The organism is Brevundimonas diminuta, from assembly GCF_050310045.1.
GTDB lineage: Bacteria > Pseudomonadota > Alphaproteobacteria > Caulobacterales > Caulobacteraceae > Brevundimonas > Brevundimonas diminuta_F.
Genome location: NZ_CP190005.1, coordinates 1,197,891 through 1,222,161, shown reverse-complemented (window position 1 = coordinate 1,222,161; position 24,271 = coordinate 1,197,891). Strand labels below are relative to the sequence as shown.

Here is a 24,271-nt window from a genome sequence, read left to right as displayed (position 1 = left end):
CGCCCTCCGATCTGGAGGGCGGCCTTTTTGTTGATCGCTGTCCAACAGCCTCAGCGGAAGCCCGAAGCGAACATCCGCGGCCGCGAGCGCCGTACCAGCCACAGGTTCACCGTCGCCGCAGCAAGCACCAGAGCCGCAACCGCCTGATGCAGGACGCCCAGCGTTACCGGCACCGCATGGATCAGCGTCAGAACGCCCAGCCCGGCCTGTAGCCACAGCGCGCCCGCCAGAACCACGGCCGAAGCGCCCAGCCCCTCTTCCAGCCGCCCGCGCACGGACTGGACGGCATAGAAAGTGCCCGCGAACAGCAGGAGATAGGCGCAGATGCGGTGGTTCAACTGCACCAGCCCCTGATCGTGCAGGAAGGCCAGCGCCCCCTGCCCCCACGCGACCGGCGGGAACAGCGCCCCGTTCATCAAGGGCCAGTCGGTATAGATCATGCCCGCCTTGGCGCCCGCCACGAGGCCGCCCAGCAGGCATTGCAGGAAGACGCCGCCCAGCAGCAGCCCTGCGCCCCAGCTCCAGCCACGCGGCGCACGGTTGAAGTCGGATCCGGCCCAGGCCTCCAGCCCCGTCCAGATCAGGCCCGCGAAGATCAGGAAGGCCAGACCCAGATGGGTCATCAGGCGCTCAGGCGCCACATCGACCCGCTCGGCCAGACCGCTGGACACCATCCACCAGCCGATCAGCCCCTGCAGGCCGCCCAGGCCCAGCAGGATGACACAACGCAGGATCAGACGGCGCGGAATGGCCCGGAAAATCAGGAAGCCGATAAAGGGCAAGGCGAAGACTACGCCGATAAGCCTGCCCAGCAGACGGTGCGCCCATTCCCACCAGAAGATGTACTGGAACTGCGCCATGCTCATGCCGGCGTTGACTTCGACGTATTGGGGAATGGCCTTGTATTTGTCGAACGCTTCGACCCATTCGGCGTGGTTCATCGGCGGCAGGGCGCCCATGATGGGCTTCCATTCCGTGATCGACAGGCCCGAGCCGGTCAGTCGCGTCGCGCCGCCCACAACCACCATGGCGAACACGAGGCCCGCGCAAAGAAACAGCCACAGCGCCACCACGCGGCTGTGGTCCAATTCACCAATACGCTTCATTCGACGCCTGCCGTTCGCCCCGATATGCTTGCCGCCTCATTTACAGGCGGCGGAACCGAGGGATATGCCCCTCCCGCGTGGCAAGATCGAGTCGGTTTCTGAGCCAAAGCGTCACACATCACTCAACGGGAGCGCCAAGCGGTGCAATATCTCGAGATCGCCATCGCCGCCGCCGGCGCCGTGGCCCTGGCGTGGATCGCCAATCTGCTGGCCAGACGCCGCGAATTAGGGCCAAGCATTCTGGTCGCTCTGGTCAGCGCCGCCTGCGGCGCCTTCCTGGCCATCCGGGTGTTCGCGGTCGCTGACCTCGCGGACTGGAAATGGCTGCCCTGGGCGTTCGCCGCCGTGGTGCTGGGTCTGATCGCCTTCTTCCTGTTCCGGAGAAAACGCTGATGTCTCCCCGCCTACGCCGTTTTATCGCCACCCTGGGCGTCATCTTCTTTCTGGCTTTCTGGGTGTGGGGCGCCGTCAGCCTGCACAATCTGTTGCCCAAGGCCTGGTGGATCGACCTGATCTTCTTCGCCGTGGCGGGGATCGGCTGGGGTCTGCCGCTTATTCCCATGTTGCGCTGGGCCGAACGCGAACCGGACAACAAGACCAAGAGCTGAACAGCAGAACGGCCGGTGAGGTTTCCCTCACCGGCCGTTTCAGCCTGCTGATAACCTTCAGCAAATGGTCGGAGCGACAGGATTCGAACCTGCGACCCCTTGACCCCCAGTCAAGTGCGCTACCAGGCTGCGCCACGCTCCGAAGGCGCTCCCTATAGACGGCGGTTCAGTGCTCCGCAAACCCTAAAACGCTCTATCGACAACAACTTCCGCCTTATCGGCGCAGAACGGCCTCCAACCGGGCCCTGGCCGTCTCCAGTTCGCCCAACAGCGCCTCAAGAGGCCCCGAAGCGACGGGCGTCGAGGTCGTCGGCTGGATCGTTTCGTCCCTGTCGCCCGAATCAATTTCCAGCGTGGCGGCCGGGTCGGCATAGGCGGTCAGACGCGCCAGACCCTGATCCTGCACCAACCGCTGGACGCCGCGAATCGTCAGCCCCTCGTCATGCAGCAACCGCCGCACGGCCTTCAGCACCATGACGTCGTCAGGACGATAGAAACGGCGGCCGCCCGCGCGCTTCACCGGGACGATGAAGTCGAACTTCGTCTCCCAGAACCTCAGCACGTGCTGGGGAGCGCCGACTTCTTCGGCCGCTTCGGAAATGGTGCGGAAGGCTTTGGGGCTTTTGGCCAAGGATCTCAGGTCTCGACGACGGCGTCGTGCACCCGGCTCTTCATGATCTGGGAGGCGCGGAAGCTGATGACGCGGCGGGGGTTGATGGCGGCCGGTTCGCCGGTCTTTGGGTTTCGGCCCATGCGGGCGCGTTTCTCACGCACCTGAAAGACGCCGAATCCCGACAGTTTGACCGTCTCGCCCTGTTCAAGCGAATCGACGATCAGGTCCAGCGTGCGCTCGACCAGTCCTGAGCATTCCTGTCGGGACAGCCCGACTTCCTCATGGACCGCTTCGCACAAGTCGGCACGGGTAAGGGTCTGATGTCCGGTCACCTGCATCTCCCGCAATCAATCGGCAGGGCATTGAAGGGCAAAACGGCCGAAAATCAAAGTCCTCAATGCGAATCTAGAAGCGGAAGGCGCAGGCGCCCCACGTCAGACCGCCGCCCATGGCCTCGACCAGCACCAGATCGCCCTTCTTGATCCGCCCGTCCTTGATGGCGACATCCATCGCCAGCGGGATGGAGGCGGCCGAGGTGTTGGCGTGCATGGCCACGGTCGAGATCACCTTGTCCTCGTCCAGGCCCAGACGATCGCCCACGCCCCGGATGATGCGCTGATTGGCCTGGTGCGGCACGAACCAGTCGATTTCGGGGATGTCGACGCCTGCGACCTCGGCGGCGGCGGTGATGGCCTCAGAGATATTCACCACGGCGTGACGGAAGACCTGATTGCCCAGCATCCGCAGATGACCGACCGTCCCCGTCGTGGACGGACCGCCGTCGACATAGAGCATATCGGCCTTGGCGCCCTCGCAGCGCAGGGCGAAACCCAGCACGCCGCGATCCTCCTTGGTTCCCTGCCCTTCGCCCGGCTCAAGAACAAAGGCCCCGGCGCCGTCGCCGAACAGGACGCAGGTCGTGCGATCGGTCCAGTCCATCAGCCGGGTCATTTCCTCGGCGCCGATGACCAGGGCGCATTTGGCCTGACCACGAGCCACAAAGCCGTCGGCCACGCTCATCGCGTAGACGAAGCCCGAGCAGACCGCCTGAACGTCGAAGGCGATGCCCACAGGCGCGCCCAGCTTGCGCTGGACGATGGCGGCCGTCGCCGGGAAGGTCTGGTCCGGCGTGGTGGTGGCGACGATGATCAGGTCGACGTCCGCCGCCGTCTTGCCGGCGTCAGCCAGAGCGCGCTCGGCGGCCTTGACCGCCAGGTCGCTGGTCGGTTCGTCATCGCGCGCCTTGTGGCGCTGGCGGATGCCGGTGCGTTCGATGATCCACTCGTCGGAGGTGTCGACGATCCTGGTCAGATCGGCGTTGGTGACGACCTGTTCGGGCAGGAAGGAACCAACCCCGGTGACGACGCTGCGGATGACGCTCACTGTTCGGTCTCTCCAATGACGGCGGGCGCAGGCTCGTCCATCGCGGCCGCCAGACGTGCGAAATTGGCGCTGACCTTGGTCAGGTAGTCGCTGCGGGCCAATTCGACAGCCACGCGGATGGCGTTAGCGTAGCCCTCGGCCGTGGCGCCGCCGTGGCTTTTCACCACAATGCCGTTCAGGCCCAGCAAGGGGCCGCCGTTGACGCTGCTGGGATCAATGCGGCGCGCCATCTTCTTCAGCGCAGGCATGGCGATCAGGGCGCCCAGCTTGGCCGTCACGCCGGACGTCAGCGCTTCTTTCAGCAGGCCCGAGATGAAGCGCGCGGTGCCTTCGGCCGTCTTCAGGGCGATATTGCCGGTGAAGCCGTCGGTCACCACCACGTCCACCGTTCCGGCGGCGATGTCATGGCCCTCGACGAAGCCGGTGTAGTTCACCGGTACAGCATCGGTACGCAGCACGGCGTGGGCCTCGCGCACTTCTTCGTGGCCCTTCATCTCTTCGGAGCCGACGTTCAGCAGGCCGACCGTCGGCCGCGCCACGCCATGCACTGCGGCCTGAAACGCCTCGCCCATGATGGCGAACTCGACCAATTGGCGCGCATCGCTTCCGATGTTGGCGCCGACGTCCAGAACAGCGGTGACGCCGCGCTTGGTCGGCCAGCTGGCGACGATGGCCGGGCGCTCCAGCCCATCGACCGCCATGCGCAGGATCAGCTTGGAGATCGCCATCAGGGCGCCGGTGTTGCCCGCAGAGACCGCGCCCTGCGCCTCGCCGGTTTTCACCGCCTCGATCGCATTCCACAGGCTGGAGCCCTTGCCCCGCCTCATGGCCTGGGCGGGCTTTTCGTCCATGGCGACGACCTTGTCGGTATGCCGGACCTCGCAGACGTCGCCCGAGACGTGCAGGCGCGCCATCTCGGCGCGGATCGCCGCCTCGTCGCCATGCAGCAGGAAGCGCACGCCGTCGCCGCCGTACAGGGAATAATAAGCCTTCACGCCCCCGACCACGACGGCGGGGCCATGGTCGCCCCCCATGGCGTCGAGCGAAATCAGTGTGGAAGATGCCAAGTGGAAATCGACTCCGTCGCCGTCTTGTCGCGGCGCTTCATATGTAGGGCGGGCGAGCGCAAATGTCGCACTGTGTGGATGCAATGCGGCTGCCCCCGGGTCAACCTTGGGGGTCAACTCTTGTCGGCGTCGTCCTGTTTCAGCGCCCGCAAAACCCCAAATGGCGAGATTTCACCGGGTTCGGGCGGCTGCTCGAACACAGCACCCTCCTTGCGAGGATAGGGGTCCAGCTGCAGAGCCAGCTGCTCGACCGCATACTGCCCCAGATCGATCTGGCCGTTTTCCGCCACGTCGGGCGAATCATCGTCCAGCTCCAGGTCGATTTCACCGTCTTCCGAGGTCATGACCTCGGCCGCTTCGATCAGATTGACCTCGAAACGCGCGTCGACATGAACCGGCAGCGGCTCAAGCGTCAGGACACAGGACTGAACGGCATCCGCCGTGACGCGACCGGTCAACCGCCAGCCCGACACCGTGGCCGTAAGATCCAGTTCGGCGACAAAATGATCCAGCGACTTCAGCTCCAGCGCGCGCGCGACACGGACGCGGGCCTCGGCGTCCAGCTCAAGGCGTCGGGACAGCCCGGCGCCGATCTGGTGCAGTCGGACAGGATCACTGAAAGGAAGAGGGGGAATGGTCATGCGACGATCATGGCCCAGTCCGGCGCCTTTTCCACGGCGGACGGCGACTGGCGCGAAAGGCGGTCGTGCGATTCCAGCGCATAACGGGTCAGTGCGGCGCCGTCGGCGGGGTTTTCGCTCTCGAACACATTGCGGGCGATGGAGGCCTGAAAGCCTTCATGATCGCCTTCTCGCAGAGCCTTTTCATAGGCGCTCATCCGGCCATACAGGGCCTCGCCCAGTTTGCGCATCTTCTTGCCGACCGACACATCGCCCACGCCCAGTTCGCGCAGGACGTTGTCCAGCGCCGAGACGTAGGTGTCGAACATCTTCTGGGCCAGGTCGGCGCCGCGCTCGCCCTCAGCCTTCATCCGCACGAACAGCAGCAGGACGTGCAGGGTGTAGAGTTCAAACCGCGCATCGATTCGGTCCTGCACCCCCAGTTGGGCGTAGAAGTCGGGCTGGCGCGCCTGATCCACAGCCAGTGCGTAAAGCGCCTGAGCTTGACGCTCTTGCGTCTGCTGTCGTCTGAAGAGAGTCTTGAACATAGGATTTCACGGCCCCTTTTCCGCCGCGCCGTTGCACTAGGACGCAGCGACGGTTAGGTCAAAGACCTTCTTCCTTGAGGCCCATCGCCGATGCCCCGTTTTACGTCGCTCATCATCGCCGCCTCGCTCGCCGCCGCCGCAGGCGCCTGCGCGCCGGTTGTCGCCACCCAGGGCTTCCAGGCCGTGGACGTCAAACCTCAGGATATCGAGGCCGGGGTCGACACCCGCGAAACCGTGCTGACCAAGCTGGGCACGCCATCCACGACCTCGACCTTCGAGTCGGAAAGCGTCTGGTACTATCTGACGCAGACCACCCAGCGCTACACCTACAACAAGCCGAAAGTGTCGCAGCGTACGGTGACCGAGATCACCTTCAACGACGCCGACGGCAAGGTCGCGGCGATCCGCAACCTGGGCCTGGAAGACGGCCGCCAGATCGCCATGGAACGTCGCGAAACGCCCACCCGCGGTCGCCAGCTGACCATCCTTGAACAACTACTGGGCAACGTCGGCCGCGGCCAGTTGCCGCGCACCGAAGACAACGTCCCCGGCCAGCGCCGCCCGGACTAAGACGCCGGAGGCCAGACGCCAGAACTCGGCGCTCTCAAGTCGTGAGCGACCGCGTCGCGAACGTAGGGCCTAATAAAGATAACGCCCCGGAGATCGCTCTCCGGGGCGTTTTCAGTTTCAGCCGATCGCTGTCAGACGATCTTACCGCTCGCCAGCACCGCCAGCAGCAGAAGAGCGACGATGTTGGTGATCTTGATCATCGGGTTCACTGCGGGGCCTGACGTGTCCTTATACGGATCGCCCACAGTGTCGCCGGTGACGGCGGCCTTGTGCGCTTCGGACCCCTTGCCGTGAACGACGCCGTTCTTGTCGGTGAAGCCTTCCTCGATCACCTTCTTGGCGTTGTCCCAGGCGCCGCCGCCCGAGGTCATGGAGACGGCGACGAACAGACCCGTCACGATCACCCCCATCAGCATGGCCCCCAGCGCGGCGAAGGCGTTGGCCTTGTCCGGCTGGATGAACAGGATGACGACGAACAGCACGATCGGCGACAGCACCGGCAGCAGGGACGGCACGATCATCTCGCGAATGGCCGCGCTGGTCAGGATGTCGACCGCCCGCCCGTATTCCGGCTTGGTCTCGAACGTCATGATGCCGGGGTTTTCACGGAACTGACGCCGCACCTCGGCCACGACAGCCTCGGCCGCGCGCCCCACGGCCGTCATCGCCAGCCCTCCGAACAGGAAGGGCAGCAAGCCGCCGAACAACAGCCCGACCACGACATAGGGGTTGGACAGATCAAACGCGACCGTCCCCAGACCGTAGAAGAAGCTGCCCGGCGCCGCCTCGGCCGCGAAGAACTTCAGATCCTCCACATAGGCCGCGAACAGGACCAGCGCCCCCAGCCCCGCCGAACCGATGGCGTAGCCCTTGGTCACGGCCTTGGTGGTGTTGCCCACGGCGTCCAGAGCATCAGTCGAGACCCGCACTTCCGGCGGCAGGCCCGCCATCTCAGCGATGCCGCCCGCGTTGTCCGTGACCGGACCGAAGGCGTCCAGCGCCACGATCATCCCCGCCACGCCCAGCATGGTCGTGGTGGCGATCGCGATGCCGAACAGACCCGCCAACTGGAAGGCCGCGATGATGCCGACGATGATGGTAAGGGCCGGAAGCGCCGTAGCCTCCAGCGACATGGCCAGCCCCTGAATGACGTTGGTGCCGTGACCCGAGACCGAGGCGTTGGCTACCGACTTCACCGGCCGGAAGCCCGTGCCGGTATAGTATTCGGTGATGACCACGATCGCCGCCGTCACCACCAGACCCACAGCACCCGCCCAGAACAGGTTCATCGGCTGGATCAACAGTCCGCCTGAGGTCTCGACCGCGCCCGGCAGCAAGGTGTTGATCACCCACCAGACGGCGACCAGCGACAGCACCCCGGTCACGATCAGCCCCTGATACAGGGCTCCCATGATATTGCCGCTCTTGCCCAGACGGACAAAGAAGGTGCCGATGATCGAGGTCACGATGCAGACGCCGCAGATCGCCAGCGGCAGCAGCATCAGCACGTCGACATAGGGCTGGTTGCGGAAGAAGATGGCCGCCAGCACCATGGTCGCCACTGTCGTCACCGCATAGGTCTCGAACAGGTCGGCGGCCATGCCGGCGCAGTCGCCGACGTTGTCGCCGACATTGTCCGCGATGGTGGCGGCGTTGCGGGGGTCGTCCTCGGGAATGCCCGCCTCGACCTTGCCCACCATGTCGCCGCCGACGTCAGCCCCCTTTGTGAAGATGCCGCCGCCCAGTCGCGCGAAGATGGAGATCAGCGAGGCGCCGAAGCCCAGCGCCACCAGGCCGTCGATGACCTCGCGGCTGGTCGAGGCGTGGCCCAGACCCTGCGTCATGAAGGCGTAGTAGCCCGACACGCCCAGAAGCGCGCCGCCCGCCACGAACATGCCGGTGATGGCGCCCGAGCGGAAGGCCAGATCAAGACCCTTGGACAGGCTCTGCGACGCGGCCTGCGCCGTGCGGACGTTGGCGCGCACGGAGATCAGCATCCCCGCATAGCCCGCCGCGCCCGACAGGACCGCGCCGATCAGGAAGCCGAGCGCAGCCCAGGTTCCGATAAGAAAAAAGGCCGCGACCAAGATCACGACCCCTACAATGCCAATCGTTGTGTACTGGCGCTTCAGATAGGCGGATGCCCCTTCCTGGATCGCCGCGGCGATCTCACGCATCCGTTCATTACCACTGTCGGCCTTCATCAGGGCGGCGGTCTGAACGGCGCCGTAAAGCACCCCCAAGCCGCCGGCCGCAATGACCAGCCAAAGATATGACGTCATGGCGTTTCCAAGCCCTATGCAACTGGGCGCGCGGATCCATGGGCTGCGCTACGGGCGTTTTCGCCTCTCGGCCGCCTTCCGGTCCCCCCGTGCGCTTAACGGACGCAAATTCACGCCCCTCGGGAATTGCGGCTAAATCGTGCCAAATGCGAAGGCTTCGCGCAACCGCGCTCTTTCACGGTGCAGATCAGAAGGGGCGCACCGCCGTGCGGCGGCGGGGCGTCTGGCTGACGACCTCGACGCGGGCGATGGCGCCCTTGCCGATCAGGGCGTCGGCCGCGCGGATCAGGCTGGCGCTCATGGCCTCGGCGTCCAGCCGGTTCCAGTCATCGGCCAGCACGAATGGCGTGCGGTGCCCGGTGCGGACCAAGGCGTCGCGCAGATAGGGCTCCTTGCCCCTGAGCGCGTCCGTCGCGTGGCCTGCGCCGGGATACAGCTTCAGCACCACGAAGACATGATTGCGGACGCGCCCGTTGACGATCACCGGCAGACCCACGCCGGTCATGTCGAAGGCGGCGGGCGCAGCCGGCGCATCGGCCGAGGGCGAGGCGGCCGTGGGACCGGAAAAGGCCAGACCGGACAGAGCGGCGGCGAGGATCAGGGTGCGGCGGCGCATGAAGCCAGTCTGGACCTGTCCCGTTAGCAATCCGTTGCCCTCAGGCGTGGGTCCACCCCGTGCGGGTGGGCGTGATGGCGTGGCCGAGATAGCGGGGCGACAGCCCCCTGCCCGCCCCGACCCGGCCGATACAGGTCAGGCGAAGATGGCGGCGCTCGGCCTCATGGCGCAGGGCGGCTTCGGCGCCGGGCGGCGCGGTCAGCAGGATCTCATAATCGTCGCCGCCGCTGGCCAGTTGCTCCAGCGCCGCCTGCGGATCGACGCGCCCGTCGAACCAGGCATGAGCCGCCGCTGACATCGGCAGCTGCTCCAGATCGAGGATCACCTCGACGCCGCTGACCTCGGCGATATGGGCGGCGTCGGCCAGCAGGCCGTCAGAGACGTCTGCGCTGGCGGTCGCCAGCTTCTGGATCACCGGGGCGAACTCCACACGCGGCATGGGGGTGCGATAGGCGGCCTCAAGCGCATCCATGCGCTCAGGCTCCAGCGTCAGGGTCGCCTGAACGGCCTGAAGGCCGAGCCAGCCGTCGCCGATCGTGCCGGTGACGAAGACCAGATCGCCCGGTCGCGCTCCGGCCCGGCTGACCGCCGCATCCGTCGGCGCCCAGCCCAGCAGGGTGGCCGAAAAGCTGGCCGGTCCCGGCGTCTTCACCGTGTCCCCGCCCAACAGGGAAATGTCGAAAATCGCTTGATCGCGTCGCAGTCCGGCGACAAAGGCCTCACGCTCGGGCCAGCCGCAGCGTTCGGACCAGTGGCAGGCCAGCAGATAACCGAACGGCTCGGCGCCCTTGGCCGCCAGATCGGACAGGTTCACCCGCAGCAGCTTCTGCGCCACCGTGTCCAGCGGGTCGTCGGGCAGGAAGTGGACGCCCTCAATGATGGCGTCCTTGGTCAGGATCAGGTCGTATCCGGGTCGCGAGGGCAGCACGGCCACGTCGTCGGCCAGCCCCCGCGCCCATTCCGGATGGGCCAGCGGCTTCAGCAGCCGCTGGATGGTCTCGAATTCGCCCGCGACGTCAATCGCGGGCATCGCGCGCCACGCCGTCCAGCGCCGCGTTCACGAACTTCGCCTCTGCATCGTCGAAGAAGGCCTTGGCCAGTTCGACATACTCGTCGATCACGATTTCACGCGGCACGTCGGGCTTGTGCTTCAGCTCCCATGCGCCGCTGCGCAGCAGGGCGCGCAGGGTCGCGTCCAGACGCTCCAGCCGCCAGTTGGAGGCCAGACGGGCCTTGATCGCCTCCTCCACCGCGCGCTGGTCCTCGACCACGCCGTGAACGACGGCGGCGAACCAGTCTTCGTCCGCCTCGGCCAGAGGGGCGCCGTCGATGTCGGCGTCGAAACGGTGATTGCGGAACTCGCGCACGACGCTGTCGACGCCCTCGCCCGCCAGTTCCATCTGATACAGAGCCTGAACGGCGGCCAGACGGGCGACCGTGCGGGCGCGGCGCTGGCGGCTGGTCAGCTGAGGTTCGGCGCGAGCTTTATCGGCCTCGGCCAGTTGGGCCATGACTTCGGCGACGGTCGCCGGGGCGCTGGTCGGTTCGGTCACGAGGCCAGACCCCCGCGCAGGCGCTTGCGGATGGCGATCAGGTCCAGACAGGCGCGGGCGGCGAAACCGCCCTTGTCGCCCTCGCTGAGGCGGGCGCGGGTCCAGGCCTGATCCTCGTCCTCGGTCGTCAGGATGCCGTTGCCGATGGCCAGACCCCTCAGGCCCAGATTGCGAATGCCGGCGGCCGACTGATCCGAAACGATCTCGAAATGATAGGTCTCGCCGCGGATCACGCAGCCCAGGGCGACATAGCCGTCATAGCGCGGCGCAGTCGGATAGCGACCGGCCTCTTCAGCCATGGCGATCACGGTTGGCACTTCCAGCGCGCCGGGGACGGTCACGACGTCATACTGGACGCCTTGCGCGCGCAGGGCGTCCTTCGCCCCTTCCAGAAGGGCGTCGGCCAGTTCGTCGTAGAAGCGCGCCTCGACGATGAGGACGCGAGTGGGGTCGTTCAAGATTGGTCTTCTCCGTCCATGTCGCGCCAACCCACGATGCGCAGGCCATAGCCTTCAAGCGCCGTCGGATTGGGTCGCGTCGAACTCATCACGATCATATCCTTGACGCCGAGGTCGAGCAGAATCTGCGCCCCGACGCCATAGGCTTTCAGCGAGCGATCCGCGGCCGCGGGCTTGGGCACGCCGCCCAGCCGCTCGGCCAGACCATGCAGGTCCGGATCGCGCAGGAAGACGACGACGCCCGGCCCGTCCTGGGCCGCCAGCGCCTGCATCGCCTTCGGAATATAGTCCTGGCGAGCCTCGACGTGGCCCAGCAGGTCGGCGGCGAAGTCGACCTGGTGCATCCGCACGACGGTCGGCTTGGCCGGGTCGATATCGCCGCGCACCAGGGCGACATGCTCGGCGCCCTCGATGGTGTTGCGATAGAGGATCAGCTTGAACGCGCCGCCGTGGACGCTCTCGAACGGCGTCTCCATCACGCGCTCGACAAAGCGCTCGGTGCGGCGGCGATAGGCGATCAGGTCGGCGATGGTGCCGATCTTCAGCCCGTGCAACTGGGCGAAGGCGATCAGGTCGGGCATCCGCGCCATCGTCCCGTCGTCCTTGATGATCTCGCAGATCACGCCGGCGGGGATCAGGCCCGCCATACGGCTGATGTCGACGGCGGCCTCGGTGTGGCCGGTGCGGACCAGGACGCCGCCGTCGCGCGCGACCAGCGGGAAGATGTGGCCCGGCGAGACGATGTCGTCGGCGTTCTTTTCCAGATCGACCGCGACCTGAATGGTGCGCGCCCGGTCGGCGGCGGAAATGCCGGTCGACACGCCTTCCTTCGCCTCGATCGAGACGGTGAAGGCGGTGCCCATGCGGGTGCGGTTCTCGGCGGCCATCGGCGGCAGGCGCAGTTGGCGCGCGCGCTCGGCCGTCATGGCCAGACAGACCAGACCGCGCGCATAGCGGATCATGAAGTTGATCTGATCCGGCGTGGCGAACTGCGCCGGAATGACGATGTCGCCTTCGTTTTCGCGGTCTTCGGCGTCGACGAGGATGTAGGGGCGGCCGTTGCGGGCGTCCTCCAGAATATCCTCGATCGGGCTGACCGGGCTGTCGGTATTATAGACGGCCAGTTTCATCATGCTGTCTCCTGCCAACGCGCGAGGTAGCGCGCCAGCATATCGATCTCCAGATTGACCCTGTCGCCGACCTTGAGGGCGCCGAGGGTCGTGACATCCCACGTATGCGGGATGATGTTCACGTCGAACTGACGCTCATGCACCCCATTCACGGTCAGGGAAACCCCGTCGACGGTGATTGAGCCCTTGGGCGCGATGAATCTGTGCAGAGGCGCGGGCGCCGCGATCACCACGCGGTGCGAACCGCCCTCGGGCGTGATGGAGACGACCTGCCCCAGACCATCGACATGGCCCGAAACGATGTGGCCGCCCAGTTCGTCGCCCAGTCGCGCCGCGCGCTCCAGATTGACGCGCGAACCCTCGGCCCAGTCGCCCAGCTTGGTCAGGCCCAGCGTCTCGCCCGACGCCTCGACCGCGAACCAGCCCTCGCCCTTTTCCGTCACGGTCAGGCAGCAGCCCGCGTGGCTGATGGAGGCGCCGATCTCTATGGTCGCGGTGTCCCACGCCGTCTCGATTTCATAGCGACGGTCGCGGTTGGTGTCGCGAACGCTGCGGACGCGCCCGATGTCGGTAACGATGCCGGTGAACATGCAAGCTCCGGTCCCTTCGGACCCAAAAAACAGAGTCTAATTCGTCTGAATCGTCTGAAATCAGCCGCCGCAGAGGGCCTGAAAGAGGGTCACACGCACTGGTAACGCTCCCACAGGTCGTCTCCGACAGGCTCGACGCCCAGACGACGGAACTTGGGGGCGTCGGCCAGCTTTGCAAGCGCCAGAGACGCAATGCAGGGCCGCCCTTCCCCGCCCAGCAGGATCGGCGCGCGGAACCACTCGATGGCGTCGACTGCGCCGGCCCGGATGAAGGCGGCGGCGACGCGGCCACCGCCCTCGATCAGGACCGAGCCGACACCGCGCGCAGACAGGGCGTCCAGAACGGCGGAGATGGCCGGACGGCCGTCTTCGGCGGCGACTGCGAGGACTTCGGCCTGACCGATGGGATGGGACGCGGCGGTCGTCAGGATCAGGGTGTTACCGCTGGCGACCTTGGCCGTCGCGGGCGTGCGCAGGCGACTGTCGAGGACAACGCGGAGCGGATGCAGCCCGGCATGATCCGGCAGGCGCACCGTCAGTTCCGGATCATCGGCCAACAGTGTCTCAACGCCGACCAGAATGGCGTCATGCATCGCGCGCAGGCGGTGGCCCTGAAGGCGCGCCTCCGGTCCGGTGATCCACCGGCTTTCGCCCGTCGCCGTGGCGATGCGGCCGTCCAGCGAGGTGGCCAGCTTCAGGGTGACGCGCGGGCGCATCAGTCCTGGCCGGACTTGGTCTCGTCGAAGCCCTCGTCTCCGAGGAATTTGGCGAAGTCCGAGGTGTGGCGGAAGTCCTTGTAGACCGAGGCGTAGCGGACGTAGGCGACCTCATCGACCGACTTCAGCGCCTTCATGATGAAGTCGCCGACGATGCTGGACGGGATCTCCGTCTCGCCCAGGCTTTCCAGCTGGCGCACGATGCGGCTGACCAGCAGCTCGACCTGATCGGGCTGGACCGGGCGTTTACGCAGGGCGATGCCCAGCGAGCGTTCCAGCTTGTCGCGGTCGAAGGGGGTGCGGCGGCCGTTCCGTTTCAGAATGACCAGTTCACGCAGTTGCACCCGCTCGAAGGTGGTGAAGCGCCCGTTGCACTGCGGGCAGGACCGACGGCGCCGGATGGCCGCGCCGTCGTCAGACGGGCGGCTGTCCTTGACCTGAGTGTCGGCGTTTCCGCAGAACGGGCACTTCATCCGATGGGCCTCTTAGCGATAGATCGGGAAGCGCGCGGTCAGTTCGCGCACCTGGGCCGCAACGCCCGCGACGACGGCCGGATCGGCTTCATCGCCGCCGTTCATCGACGAGACGACGTCAGCGATCCAGTGGCCGATCTGCTCGAACTCCGCCACGCCGAAGCCGCGCGTGGTGCCGGCCGGGGTGCCCAGACGGATGCCCGAGGTGACGGTGAACGGCGCAGTGTCGAACGGCACGCCGTTCTTGTTGCAGGTCATCAGCGCCTTTTCGAGCTCATGCTCGGTGGCCTTGCCGGTCACGCCCTTGGGACGCAGGTCGACCAGAATCAGGTGGCTGTCCGTGCCGCCCGAAACGATCGCCAGACCGCGATCAACCAGAACGGCGGCCAGGGCCTGAGCGTTCTTCACGACCTGTTGGGCGTACAGCTTGAACTCGGGCTTCAGCGCCTCGCCGAAAGCCACGGCCTTGGCGGCGATGACGTGCTCCAGCGGGCCGCCCTGCAGGCCGGGGAAGACAGCCGAGTTGATCTTCTTGGAGATGTCGCCGTCATTGGTCAGGATCATGCCGCCGCGCGGACCGCGCAGGGTCTTGTGCGTCGTGGTGGTGACGACGTGGGCGTGCGGCATCGGGTCCGGATAGGCGCCGCCCGCGATCAGACCGGCGTAGTGAGCCATGTCGACCATCAGACAGGCGCCGACCGAATCCGCGATCTCACGGAAGCGCTTGAAGTCGATCTGACGGCTGTAGGCCGAGCCGCCGGCCAGGATCAGCTTGGGCTTTTCCTTCTGGGCCATTTCGGCGACGTGATCATAATCAATGAGATGGTCGTCTTCGTTCACCTTATAGGTGACGGGACGGAACCACTTACCCGACTGATTGGCAGGCGAGCCGTGGGTCAGGTGACCGCCGCAGGCCAGGTCCATGCCCAGGAAGGTGTCGCCCGGCTGCAGCAGGGAGAAGAACACCGCCTGGTTGGCCTGCGCGCCCGAGTGCGGCTGGACGTTCACATAGGCGGCGCCGAACAGTTCCTTGGCGCGCTCACGAGCGAGGTCCTCGGTGATGTCGACGAATTCACAGCCGCCGTAATAGCGACGGCCCGGATAGCCCTCGGCGTATTTGTTGGTCAGGACCGAGCCCTGCGCGTCCAGCACCGCCTGGGAGACGATGTTTTCCGAAGCGATCAGCTCGATCTGCTCCTTCTGGCGGCCAAGCTCGCCCTGGATGCCCTTGAAGATCGCCGGATCGGCGTCGGCGAGGCTCTTGGTGAAGTAGGAATCGTGCGTGAAGGCGGTCACTGGAGGCATCCCGGTGGCTGAAAGCTGAAACGGCGCTCCCTTCTAGGCCGCGCCGCCTGACACCACAACATCTAGGGGGTGGAAGCGTCACAGACACAGCCATGGCAATCGCCCTTAGACGCTGAAGACGCCGCGCCAGCCGTCGAAGGCGACCTCTACGTTCGACGGCACGGATCGCGCCAAAGCGTTATAATCCAGATCAATATGCAGATTGGTCAGGACAGCCTTCTTCACCCCTGCGCGAGCGATCCAGTCCAGTGCAAGGTCGACGTGGGCGTGGGTTGGGTGGGGCGTGTAACGCAGGGCGTCCACGATCCAGAGGTCGGCGCCATGCACGGCTTCAAGCGCCGCTTCATCCAAGCCTGACACGTCGCTGGAATAGGCGATAGGGCCGAGGCGATAGCCGACCGAGCGGATCGGGCCGTGAGCCTGATCGAAGGTGATGACCGGAATGGCGCCGCCGGGGCCTTCAACCTGCCAGGTCTGGCCATGCGGCGGGATAGAGCGCGCCTCGACAATGGCTGGATAGCCGTGCTGGCTTTCGAAAATATAGTCGAAGCGGCGCGTCAGGGCGTCATGGGTCGCCTCGTCCATCCATGCCGGAATACGGCGGCGGGCGTGAGCGGCGAAGACGCGCAGGTCGTCGATGCCGTGGGTCTGGTCCGCATGGTCGTGGGTGTAGAGAACGGCGTCGATATGGCGCACGTCGGCGGCCAGCATCTGCTGGCGGAAGTCGGGCGAGGTATCGATCACCACGCTTGTGACGCCATCCGGCCCATTCAGGCGCGCCAGCATGGAACAGCGGGTGCGCCGGTTGCGCGGCTCGGCCGGATCGCAGTCGCCCCAGTCGCCGTCGCCGCGCGGCACGCCGCCGGACGAACCACAGCCGAGGACGACGACTTCCAGTTGGCCCTGCATGCTCATTCGGCAGGCCTCGGAATACGGTCGAACAGGTTAAAGAAAGCGTCGGTCGTCCGTTGGTCGGCCTGTTCAGAGGTCCAGCCGCGAATTTCAGCCAGCTTCTCCAGCACCAGCCCCACATAGGCCGGTTCGTTGCGGCGCCCGCGATGCGGGATGGGCGCAAGATAGGGACAGTCGGTTTCAACGATGATGCGATCTTCGGGCATCCGGCGAATGACGTCCCTCACCTCTTCCGCCGCCTTGAAAGTGGCGATGCCTGAGACGGAGAACCACGCCCCAAGTTCAATAGCAACTTCAGCGAGTTCCATTCCACTCGTGTAACAATGCATTAACATCTTGAAGGGCGCTTGGGCATGTTCCTCGCGCAGGATTTCCGCCATCAGATCATCCGCTTCACGCGTGTGGATGACCAGAGGAAGCCCGGTGCGACGCGCCGCTTCGATATGCTGACGGAAAACCGTCGCCTGAACATCGCGCGGGCTGAGATCATAATGGAAGTCGAGGCCGCACTCGCCGATGCCGATGACACGCGGGCGACCTGCCAGTTCGACCAAGCGCTCTGCGGTCAGATCGGCGTAATCCTTGGCTTCATGCGGGTGAACGCCGACCGTGCACCAGATGTCGGCGTTGTTCATGGCCAGGGCGTGCGTCGCTTCAAACGTCGACAGCTTGTCGGAAATCTCAACCATCAACCGCACGCCCGCCTGACGCGCGCGGTCGATCACCGCCTCGCGATCCTCGTCGAACTGAGGGGCGTGAAGATTGACGTGACTGTCGATGAGCATATCAGATGGAGGCTTTCGTGCGGGCGATGTCGGCCAGAGCGCCGGCCAGAACATCCGCCTTATCAAGATTTAAGCCGACAGCGCGATCCGGCAGGTCCGACAGCCGTCCCCACAGTTCCGCCCAGCGTGCGCCTTCGCGGCCGCCGCTGTCGACGGCCCGACGTTTCACCGCTGCGATCAGGCGATCCATCAGGGCCTCGAAACGCGCTTGCCCTTCTGCGCCCCGGAAGCCGTCGGCGACGACCAATTGCTCGGCGCGATCGACCTCGGCGCTGTCGATCCAGTTCCGCGCCAGACGGTCGACTTCGGCCATGGAGCCGGACGCCAGATCCAGCGCCGCGCCGGGTGATCCGCCCGACATTTCGGCCGCCGCCAGCGCCTCATCCGCACTGACGCCGGTGCGTTGCTGAACCAGATCGGCCAGCCGCGCCTCGGGCCAGATCGGGAATGTCAGCCGCCGACAGCGCGAGCGAATGGTGGCCAACAACCTGCCCGGCGCGTGTGTCACAAGAAACAAGACGCCGCTTTCAGGCGGTTCCTCAAGAATCTTCAACAAGGCGTTGGCGGCATTGATATTCAGGTCGTCAGCGGCATCGATGATAGCCACCCTGTGCCGCGCCTGCGACGGGCTTTTGGCGAAGAACTCGGGCAGGTCGCGGGCCTGATCGACCGAGATGGCGCGCTTCAGCTTGCCGCCCTCGACCGCGCGCTCCAGCACCAGCAGGTCGGGGTGAGCCTGAGCAGACACCAGTCGACTGACCGGATCATGCGGCGCGGCGCCCAACGGTCCGCGCGACGGGTCCGGCGCGGCGCCCAGCAGACGACGCGCGGCGCGATAGGCGAAGCTGGCCTTGCCTGATCCCTCGACGCCGCACAGCAGCCAGGCGTGGTGCAGACGCCCGCGGTTCAGGGCGTCCAGAAAGGCTTCTTCAGCCTGAACATCGGCGATCAGATCGAAACGGTCGCGCGGATGCTCGCTCAAAGCAGCCGCTCCTCCACCACAGCCCACAACCGGGCCGCGACGTCTTCAACCTCGCCGGTCGCGTCAATGACGACACAGCGGTCAGGGTGGCGGCGCGCAACATCGAGAAAGCCGTCACGCAGCTTTTGATGGAAGGCTAATCCCTTGGATTCAAAGCGAGTCTCGAACAGTCCGCGCCCGAACGCCCGGTCCAGCCCTACCTCGACCGGCAGATCGAAGACAAGGGTCAGATGGGGCTGGTCGCCATTGACCACGGCGTCGTCCAGCGCCTCGATCAGGCTTTCCGGCGTGCCGCCGCCCGCGCCCTGATAGACGCGGCTGGAATCGGCGAAACGGTCACAGACGACCCAGCGCCCGGCCTCAAGCGCAGGCAGAATGGTCCGCTCCAGGTGGTCGGAACGCGCCGCATACATCAGCAGGGTTTCGGTCCGTGCGGACCAGCGATCCGCCTCGCCCGACACGGCGATGTTGCGGATTTCCTCCGCCCCAGGCGAGCCGCCGGGCTCACGCGTCTGAAGCACGTCCAGACCATGGGCGCGCAGGCGATCGACCAGAAGACGCGCCTGCGTCGTCTTTCCGGCCCCCTCGCCGCCTTCGAAAGTGATGAATCTGCCTCGCTGCACCCGCGCACAATGGCGAGCGCGACGCGGGAAGCAAGCCCGTTCAGCCGCCTATCAACAGGGCGTCGCTGAAGCCACGCGCCGCTACAGCCTGCCGAGCCCGCTCTGCGGTCGCTGCATCAGGCCACGGACCGACTACCACGCGAAACAGCGGACGACCGTCGCGGTCGATGTTCTGAACCACAGCCTTGTCGCCCAGACGCCGCGCGACTCGATCGGCGCCGCGTCGTTCGGAATAGGCGCCCGCCTGAACCCAATAGCCGCCTGTGGCCGTCTGCGCCGCCGCATAGACGGGCTGGGCCGTCGATTGAGCAACAGGCGCGGCGGCGGCGTCATAATAGGGACGAGGCCCCGGACCTGACGCCCGGACCGGCGCAGGAACCTGCGCAGGTTGTGCAGAAGCACCGGCATCGGCCTGACGCAGAGCCGTTCCGCCCCCGCCCTGACGCGGCGCCGGGCCGACATAGCGCACGCGCACCTCGCCCACCCCCTGTTGCAACAGGCCCAGTTCCTGAGCCGCGCCGCGCGACAGATCGATGATACGGCCGTCGACAAAAGGCCCGCGGTCGTTGACGCGCAGGATGGCGCGGCGACCATTGGCGCGGTTCGTGACTTCGACCAGACTAGGCAGAGGCAGGGTCTTGTGAGCGGCGGTCAGGGCGTTCATGTCGAACCGTTCGCCGGTCGAAGTGGGCCGCCCCTGATGATAGGCGCCATACCAGGAGGCCTGCCCCACCTCATCATAGTTGGGCTGTTCCTTGGGGTGATACCAGCGGCCGCGGATCTGATAGGGGCGCATGGTGCCCGAAACGATCGGCGCGGGATCCGTCACGACCGGCGCCCCGGCAGGCGCCCCGCCCTTGCCCCCGAAGCTGGCGCACGCCGCCAGGGTCGAGAAGGCGGCAGCGATCACGGCGCCTTTCAGCAGTCTCGCCCACATGATGTTGCTACTCCGGACAATCACAGGTTTCATCCCGAATTAGCGCCTGAGTTTTCCGGTTTGGTTAACGCGGCGTTTGCCCTATGCCGTGTCGTCATCGCCTCCCCGGCCCCGGAAACCAAAAGCCTTGAGCTCGCCCCTCTACAGAACCCGCACCGGGGTCTTTCTGCTGGCCACCCTGTGTTGCGCCCTGTGGGGCAGCGCCTTTCCGGCGGTGAAGAGCGGCTATGCGCTGATGCAGGTCGCGCCGACCGACACCGCCAGCCAGATCCTGTTCGCCGGATGGCGTTTCGCCCTGGCCGGAGCCATCCTCTTGGCCGCCGCGCTGGCGATGGAAAAGCCGATCATGGCCATGAACCGGCGACAGTTCGGGCAGGTCGCCCTGCTGGGCCTGACGCAGACAGCCATACAATATGTCTTCTTCTACATCGGACTGGCGCACGCGACAGGCGTGAAGTCTTCGATCATGAATGCGACCAGCGTCTTCTTCAGCGTCGTGCTGGCGCACTTCATCTATGCCGACGACCGGTTGAGCGGGCGCAAGGCGCTGGGCTGCCTGATCGGCTTCCTGGGCGTAGTGGTGGTCAATCTGAATGGCGTCGCGGGCGCCGGTTTCGATTTCACGCTGCAGGGCGAGGGCTTCATCGTCATCGCGGCCTTCGTGCTGGCGGCCGCCTCCATCTATGGCAAGCGGCTGTCGCGTGACCTCGACCCGATAGTCATGACAGGCTGGCAACTGCTGATCGGCGGACTGATCCTGACCGTGACAGGCATCGCGACGGGCGGCCATCTACAGAACCTGAACGCTGCGTCAGGCGCCCTGCTGCTTTACCTCGCCCTGCTCTCTTCAGCAGCATTTGCGATCTGGAGTTTGCTGCTGAAGCACAATCCTGTGGGCATGATCGCCGCCTTCAACTTCCTGATCCCCGTCTTCGGCGTTTCGCTGTCGGCAGCGTTTCTGGGAGAATCCCTGATGCAGTGGAGCTACCTGATCGCCCTTTTGCTTGTGTGCATGGGCATCTGGCTGGTGACGCGCCCCGGCGCAGCGCCAGAAGCAATCACAAGGTGACGCTTTCTGCTTGGGTCGCGCCCGCCTTGCCGCTATGCACAGGTCATCGTGCGACTCGCGCGGGACAGGTGGCCGAGTGGTTTAAGGCAGCGGTCTTGAAAACCGCCGTAGGTGGAAGCCTACCGTGGGTTCGAATCCCACCCTGTCCGCCACACACCATGAAATTCATTGTTTTTCTGGATTCTATTTTCCGTCGTCACAGCCGCCATCCTTGGAGCGATGCTGTAACGGCCGGCGAGGCTGCCTGCATTGGGCCTGCGCCGCCTGCGCGGCGAAGGCTTAAACCGTCGATACGGCCTTACCCTTCAAGATGTCAGGGCAGTTTCAGGTGGGGAAAAAAGAGATGGTGGACGTCGATCCAGCCACCTTGAACCAATTGTTTGAAACTCTTGAGGATTGGAACGCCTGCCTGTCCAGTCTTCCAGACCTGCCGATAGCTGAGGAAGCACCACCTCCTGCACCGGCACGGCGTAAACCACCCGCACCGTCGATCTAACCCACAATCTGAAAGAGCCTTTATCAGGCGGCCTCCCGTATCCCCCATCCTGACGGTGATCGACAACTGCACCCGCGAATGCCTGGCGCTGGTGGCCGATACCTCGCTGTCGGGCGCGCGAGTGGTGCGGGAGTTGGACGCCGTCATCCGGCAGCGGGGCCGACCGGACACCATCGTCAGCGACAACGGCACGGAATACACTTCGAACGCCGTCTTGGCCTGGGCCGACGACACCGGCGTCGGCTGGCACTACATCGCACCAGGCAAGCCCCAGCAGAACGGCTTCAACGAGAGCTTTAACGGGCGCCTGCGTGACGAGTTGCTGAACGAGACGCTGTTCCGCTCCCTGCCGCACGCCCGCGCGGTGCTGGAGGTTTGGCGGCGCGATTACAACGAGAGGCGACCGCACTCGAAACTCGGCTGGCTGACGCCGCAGGCCTACGCGCACACCCTTGCTGGAAACGTCGGGCGGTCTGCTGCGCTGGTTGAGGGCTGCGCAGGCCGCCCTATTGCCAACCCAGCCAACCTCTACTCAGATCAACCTCGGACTCTCGTTATGGCTGGATGAGAAACGGGGGTCACGTCAAAAACGGTCCATCTTTCCGAGCATGCGGGTCCAGCACAGTTCCCTCTTCGCCCATTCGGAAATGTTTGAAATTCCCTCCGGCGGATTCAACAGCTCTTCGTTCACAGAGCGAGAAACTGAAGCGAGTGTGCTTTCCAGCGTTGGGCTTATCTCCTGCACATTCCATACCCGCAGGAAATCGAGGCTCTTTTCCTGCCTCTTGGAAATCACGCCGATCACTGCGAGCGTATAGGCAACAATATTGGCTCTATAGCCGCCGTTGTACCAAGACTGCGCCGATACAAGCCGCTCCGTCGCTCTGAATATGATGGCACGCGCCACCGCACGTTTGAAATAGGCCTCGTTGAAGCTGTCCGAAGACTTACTCCACTCCTTGCCTATACGAGCAGCATACTGCGCAAAGTTCTTTTCTGCGCCGAGGTTCACAAACCTAGGGTGTTCATCCCAGACATTCTCGAACTTCGCGAGTTCGGACTTTGTGAACATCTGCGGTTTAGGGTTCTCGGCTTTGAAACGCCGCTGTTCGCCCGGCGTAAGTTTGGCCTGGGCATCAGCATACTGGCCACGCGCCCTCTCATAAAACCATTTGGTTTCGCGCTGAGCGCCTTTTCCAGCCGGAGCCCACAGCCGCCTGGAGAATTCCTCCATACGGATATGAAACGGGTGATTGGAGAAGAAGTCGGCGGCCTGAACCCGGTTCTGGGTGTTGGCGTACTCGGAAATCCGGGGCACGACTTTCTCGCTCGCCTCGCTATCGATCACGGAAAGCTTCATCTGAACGAAGATGTGAGCGAGGTCGGCTTTGTCCTTGCGTCGGGTGTGGAAAAGCGAAGCCGTCGTCTGGCCGCCATTCACAATCTGAAGGTCGGTGATGCGAGTGATCTGGAGGCCGTTTTCTCCCTGCCTGGTCTCGACACCCTGAAAGGTGCGCGCCGGCTGCTTTCAATGCGGATGAAGTATCTCGCCTATGAAGCCCCGCATCGCCTGCGCCTGTCGGAGCTGTGGCGGTTCGTGAACGCCTCCGACGGCCAGCTTCAAGCGGCCTTTGCCGATATGAGGGGCAGTCCGCGTGAAGATGTGGCCGGAACGGCAGCCTCCATGCTCTCGGTGATGCTGGAAGCGCCCAAACAGTTCGAGGCATACCGTTCGGATTGCATAGAGGCGCTGGCGCCCTTCTCCCCCGGCTCATCCCTCGACCGGGCCACCTCTGAAAACACCGTCGATCTGGCCGCCATGAAAGAGCGTCCGACGACCGTCTATCTGTGCGTCCCGTCATCAAAGATCGGCGTGGCGGCCCCGTGGCTCGCCCCTTCGTCAGGATCACGGTCACTGTCGTCCAGCCCTCATCCTGTCCGATGATCTCAGCCTGCAATACGGGAGTGCCGAGCTCGCTTTGAGCGGCATAGTCCATAGTGGCGTTGAGGCTGCCCGCATTCTCGATCCCGCGTCGCTGGCCGACGATCATCGCCTCGTCGCGTGACATGCCATTGGGGGCATAGAAGCTGGTCGGCACATTCCGAAACGTCGGGTTGGCGAGACGCAGGAAGGTCAACTCTTCTCGGACGCATAGCCTTGCGGGTGGCGCTGCATCCGAGCCGCGCTGCCCGGTAATCGCATAGCCCACGCTGCCGTCAGTGTTCGAGGTATAGATCACGCTGAGGGTGGGGTTTGTACTGACGCCCTCGACCAAGATCGCATCGCCATTGAACACAGCGCGCTGGCCTTCCGAGCGCAGGCGCGCGACCATCTCCTGATTGGGAAGACAAAGCCCTTTCTCGACTGCATGTGCAGGAGCGGCGGTGATGGCCAGTGCGGCAACCGCACCGGCCATCATAAATGCTCGGCCGATCCTAGAACGCGGCATCGACATACCCCGTGCCTCTGCACAGCGAGTGGCGCTGTCGTTCATACTGCTCGCGATAGCCCGTGCAGCAGTAAGTGTTGTCCGACATGTAGCCGCGACCGCCGCAGCGCGAGCAGGGATACTTGCGCGTCACGGGTACGTAACCGCCGCTACAACTAATATCAGGGCAAGGTTTCTTGTTCACTTGACGCTCCAATGATTGGGCTAAGCCCGCCTATGAGAGCCTGTTCTCAGTAGTTACGAGTCGTCTTTCTCAAAAACGACCGTTTATGGTGGCGGTTATCTAGCAGATTGGAGAGATCAGTGCTACATAGTGCTCACGCCTGATCTCTATCACGGCAACGCGGAGAGGGCGGGGTGATAGCCCCACATGCCCCAT

28 protein-coding genes, 2 tRNA genes and 1 pseudogene are annotated in these 24,271 nt (G+C 65.0%); 7 read left to right on the top strand and 24 right to left on the bottom strand.

What is annotated here, in order from left to right; translation table 11 throughout:
* Positions 1 to 50: 50 nt before the first annotated feature.
* Complete coding sequence (locus ACORJG_RS05880; RefSeq protein ID WP_427792341.1) at positions 51 to 1,106, bottom strand: COX15/CtaA family protein; 1,056 nt, start codon at positions 1,104 to 1,106, stop codon at positions 51 to 53.
* A 141-nt stretch (positions 1,107 to 1,247) separates the two neighbouring features.
* Between ACORJG_RS05880 and ACORJG_RS05875 the strand changes: the two genes are divergently transcribed.
* Entirely contained in the window at positions 1,248 to 1,499 is a 252-nt protein-coding gene (locus tag ACORJG_RS05875; protein WP_427792339.1) for a transglycosylase, read from the top strand.
* Positions 1,499 to 1,714, top strand: a complete 216-nt coding sequence (locus ACORJG_RS05870; protein ID WP_427792338.1) for a DUF2842 domain-containing protein — start codon at positions 1,499 to 1,501, stop codon at positions 1,712 to 1,714. Before ACORJG_RS05875 ends, ACORJG_RS05870 begins: the two co-directional genes overlap by 1 nt.
* A 65-nt stretch (positions 1,715 to 1,779) precedes the next feature.
* Here the strand turns inward: ACORJG_RS05870 and ACORJG_RS05865 are convergent.
* The 7 genes from ACORJG_RS05865 to ACORJG_RS05835 form a co-directional block, all read right to left on the bottom strand.
* Positions 1,780 to 1,856 (bottom strand) — tRNA-Pro (locus ACORJG_RS05865).
* A 72-nt stretch (positions 1,857 to 1,928) separates the two neighbouring features.
* Positions 1,929 to 2,345 carry a MerR family transcriptional regulator gene (locus ACORJG_RS05860; RefSeq protein ID WP_427792336.1) on the bottom strand — a complete coding sequence of 139 codons (417 nt, stop codon included), beginning with the start codon at positions 2,343 to 2,345 and terminating at the stop codon, positions 1,929 to 1,931.
* Between the two features lie 5 nt (positions 2,346 to 2,350).
* Positions 2,351 to 2,659, bottom strand: a complete 309-nt coding sequence (locus ACORJG_RS05855; protein ID WP_427792335.1) for an integration host factor subunit alpha — start codon at positions 2,657 to 2,659, stop codon at positions 2,351 to 2,353.
* 73 nt (positions 2,660 to 2,732) lie between these two features.
* Positions 2,733 to 3,710, bottom strand: coding sequence for a beta-ketoacyl-ACP synthase III (locus ACORJG_RS05850; RefSeq protein WP_427792333.1), 978 nt, complete (start codon positions 3,708 to 3,710; stop codon positions 2,733 to 2,735).
* On the bottom strand, positions 3,707 to 4,777 hold the full coding sequence (plsX, locus tag ACORJG_RS05845) for a phosphate acyltransferase PlsX (RefSeq protein ID WP_427792331.1): 1,071 nt from the start codon (positions 4,775 to 4,777) through the stop codon (positions 3,707 to 3,709). Before plsX ends, ACORJG_RS05850 begins: the two co-directional genes overlap by 4 nt.
* A gap of 113 nt (positions 4,778 to 4,890) precedes the next feature.
* Positions 4,891 to 5,418, bottom strand: a complete 528-nt coding sequence (locus tag ACORJG_RS05840) for a YceD family protein (RefSeq protein ID WP_427792329.1) — start codon at positions 5,416 to 5,418, stop codon at positions 4,891 to 4,893.
* Positions 5,415 to 5,945 carry a ubiquinol-cytochrome C chaperone family protein gene (locus tag ACORJG_RS05835; protein WP_427792327.1) on the bottom strand — a complete coding sequence of 177 codons (531 nt, stop codon included), beginning with the start codon at positions 5,943 to 5,945 and terminating at the stop codon, positions 5,415 to 5,417. The genes ACORJG_RS05840 and ACORJG_RS05835 overlap by 4 nt, the downstream gene beginning before the upstream one ends.
* Positions 5,946 to 6,035: 90 nt before the next feature.
* Between ACORJG_RS05835 and bamE the strand changes: the two genes are divergently transcribed.
* A complete protein-coding gene (gene bamE / locus ACORJG_RS05830) occupies positions 6,036 to 6,515 on the top strand; it encodes an outer membrane protein assembly factor BamE domain-containing protein (RefSeq protein WP_427792326.1) in 480 nt (159 codons plus the stop codon).
* A gap of 131 nt (positions 6,516 to 6,646) precedes the next feature.
* On the opposite strand, the gene ACORJG_RS05825 is transcribed toward bamE, so the two are convergent.
* The 15 genes from ACORJG_RS05825 to ACORJG_RS05755 all read right to left on the bottom strand — a co-directional run bounded on the left by ACORJG_RS05825 (position 6,647) and on the right by ACORJG_RS05755 (position 19,850).
* Positions 6,647 to 8,797, bottom strand: a complete 2,151-nt coding sequence (locus ACORJG_RS05825; RefSeq protein WP_427792324.1) for a sodium-translocating pyrophosphatase — start codon at positions 8,795 to 8,797, stop codon at positions 6,647 to 6,649.
* Between the two features lie 187 nt (positions 8,798 to 8,984).
* Complete coding sequence (locus ACORJG_RS05820) at positions 8,985 to 9,413, bottom strand: hypothetical protein (protein WP_427792323.1); 429 nt, start codon at positions 9,411 to 9,413, stop codon at positions 8,985 to 8,987.
* 40 nt (positions 9,414 to 9,453) lie between these two features.
* Positions 9,454 to 10,443 (bottom strand): thiamine-phosphate kinase, encoded by a 990-nt coding sequence (gene thiL / locus ACORJG_RS05815; protein WP_427792321.1) that lies wholly within the window; start codon positions 10,441 to 10,443, stop codon positions 9,454 to 9,456.
* Positions 10,430 to 10,966, bottom strand: a complete 537-nt coding sequence (nusB, locus tag ACORJG_RS05810) for a transcription antitermination factor NusB (protein WP_427792319.1) — start codon at positions 10,964 to 10,966, stop codon at positions 10,430 to 10,432. Before nusB ends, thiL begins: the two co-directional genes overlap by 14 nt.
* Positions 10,963 to 11,424, bottom strand: coding sequence for a 6,7-dimethyl-8-ribityllumazine synthase (gene ribH / locus ACORJG_RS05805; protein ID WP_427792317.1), 462 nt, complete (start codon positions 11,422 to 11,424; stop codon positions 10,963 to 10,965). The genes nusB and ribH overlap by 4 nt, the downstream gene beginning before the upstream one ends.
* Positions 11,421 to 12,557 (bottom strand): 3,4-dihydroxy-2-butanone-4-phosphate synthase, encoded by a 1,137-nt coding sequence (gene ribB / locus ACORJG_RS05800; protein ID WP_427792315.1) that lies wholly within the window; start codon positions 12,555 to 12,557, stop codon positions 11,421 to 11,423. Before ribB ends, ribH begins: the two co-directional genes overlap by 4 nt.
* A complete protein-coding gene (locus tag ACORJG_RS05795; protein WP_427792313.1) occupies positions 12,554 to 13,144 on the bottom strand; it encodes a riboflavin synthase in 591 nt (196 codons plus the stop codon). Before ACORJG_RS05795 ends, ribB begins: the two co-directional genes overlap by 4 nt.
* Before the next feature lie 89 nt (positions 13,145 to 13,233).
* Positions 13,234 to 13,860, bottom strand: a complete 627-nt coding sequence (locus ACORJG_RS05790; RefSeq protein WP_427792311.1) for a RibD family protein — start codon at positions 13,858 to 13,860, stop codon at positions 13,234 to 13,236.
* Positions 13,860 to 14,333 (bottom strand): transcriptional regulator NrdR, encoded by a 474-nt coding sequence (nrdR, locus tag ACORJG_RS05785; RefSeq protein WP_024352817.1) that lies wholly within the window; start codon positions 14,331 to 14,333, stop codon positions 13,860 to 13,862. Before nrdR ends, ACORJG_RS05790 begins: the two co-directional genes overlap by 1 nt.
* Positions 14,334 to 14,345: 12 nt before the next feature.
* Positions 14,346 to 15,638 (bottom strand): serine hydroxymethyltransferase, encoded by a 1,293-nt coding sequence (gene glyA / locus ACORJG_RS05780; RefSeq protein WP_427792308.1) that lies wholly within the window; start codon positions 15,636 to 15,638, stop codon positions 14,346 to 14,348.
* A 105-nt stretch (positions 15,639 to 15,743) separates the two neighbouring features.
* The gene (locus ACORJG_RS05775; protein WP_427792976.1) at positions 15,744 to 16,547 is read right to left on the bottom strand and encodes an MBL fold metallo-hydrolase; all 804 of its coding nucleotides are present in this window, start codon (positions 16,545 to 16,547) and stop codon (positions 15,744 to 15,746) included.
* 2 nt (positions 16,548 to 16,549) lie between these two features.
* On the bottom strand, positions 16,550 to 17,335 hold the full coding sequence (locus ACORJG_RS05770; RefSeq protein WP_427792307.1) for a TatD family hydrolase: 786 nt from the start codon (positions 17,333 to 17,335) through the stop codon (positions 16,550 to 16,552).
* 1 nt (position 17,336) lies between these two features.
* Positions 17,337 to 18,317, bottom strand: coding sequence for a DNA polymerase III subunit delta' (locus tag ACORJG_RS05765; RefSeq protein ID WP_427792305.1), 981 nt, complete (start codon positions 18,315 to 18,317; stop codon positions 17,337 to 17,339).
* On the bottom strand, positions 18,314 to 18,940 hold the full coding sequence (gene tmk / locus ACORJG_RS05760; RefSeq protein ID WP_427792304.1) for a dTMP kinase: 627 nt from the start codon (positions 18,938 to 18,940) through the stop codon (positions 18,314 to 18,316). The genes ACORJG_RS05765 and tmk overlap by 4 nt, the downstream gene beginning before the upstream one ends.
* Before the next feature lie 40 nt (positions 18,941 to 18,980).
* Entirely contained in the window at positions 18,981 to 19,850 is an 870-nt protein-coding gene (locus ACORJG_RS05755) for a septal ring lytic transglycosylase RlpA family protein (RefSeq protein WP_427792303.1), read from the bottom strand.
* A 154-nt stretch (positions 19,851 to 20,004) separates the two neighbouring features.
* Between ACORJG_RS05755 and ACORJG_RS05750 the strand changes: the two genes are divergently transcribed.
* The 3 genes and pseudogenes from ACORJG_RS05750 to ACORJG_RS05740 form a co-directional block, all read left to right on the top strand.
* On the top strand, positions 20,005 to 20,946 hold the full coding sequence (locus tag ACORJG_RS05750; RefSeq protein ID WP_427792302.1) for a DMT family transporter: 942 nt from the start codon (positions 20,005 to 20,007) through the stop codon (positions 20,944 to 20,946).
* A 62-nt stretch (positions 20,947 to 21,008) separates the two neighbouring features.
* Positions 21,009 to 21,098: transfer RNA gene (locus tag ACORJG_RS05745), tRNA-Ser, on the top strand.
* A 390-nt stretch (positions 21,099 to 21,488) separates the two neighbouring features.
* Positions 21,489 to 21,893: pseudogene (locus ACORJG_RS05740) on the top strand (integrase core domain-containing protein); the annotation flags it as partial.
* A 132-nt stretch (positions 21,894 to 22,025) separates the two neighbouring features.
* Here ACORJG_RS05740 and ACORJG_RS05735 read toward each other — a convergent pair.
* Positions 22,026 to 22,883 (bottom strand): AIPR family protein, encoded by an 858-nt coding sequence (locus tag ACORJG_RS05735; protein ID WP_427792301.1) that lies wholly within the window; start codon positions 22,881 to 22,883, stop codon positions 22,026 to 22,028.
* Between ACORJG_RS05735 and ACORJG_RS05730 the strand changes: the two genes are divergently transcribed.
* Positions 22,815 to 23,387, top strand: a complete 573-nt coding sequence (locus ACORJG_RS05730) for a hypothetical protein (RefSeq protein WP_427792300.1) — start codon at positions 22,815 to 22,817, stop codon at positions 23,385 to 23,387. The two genes, ACORJG_RS05735 and ACORJG_RS05730, sit on opposite strands and share 69 nt — an antisense overlap.
* Positions 23,388 to 24,271 lie beyond the last annotated feature (884 nt).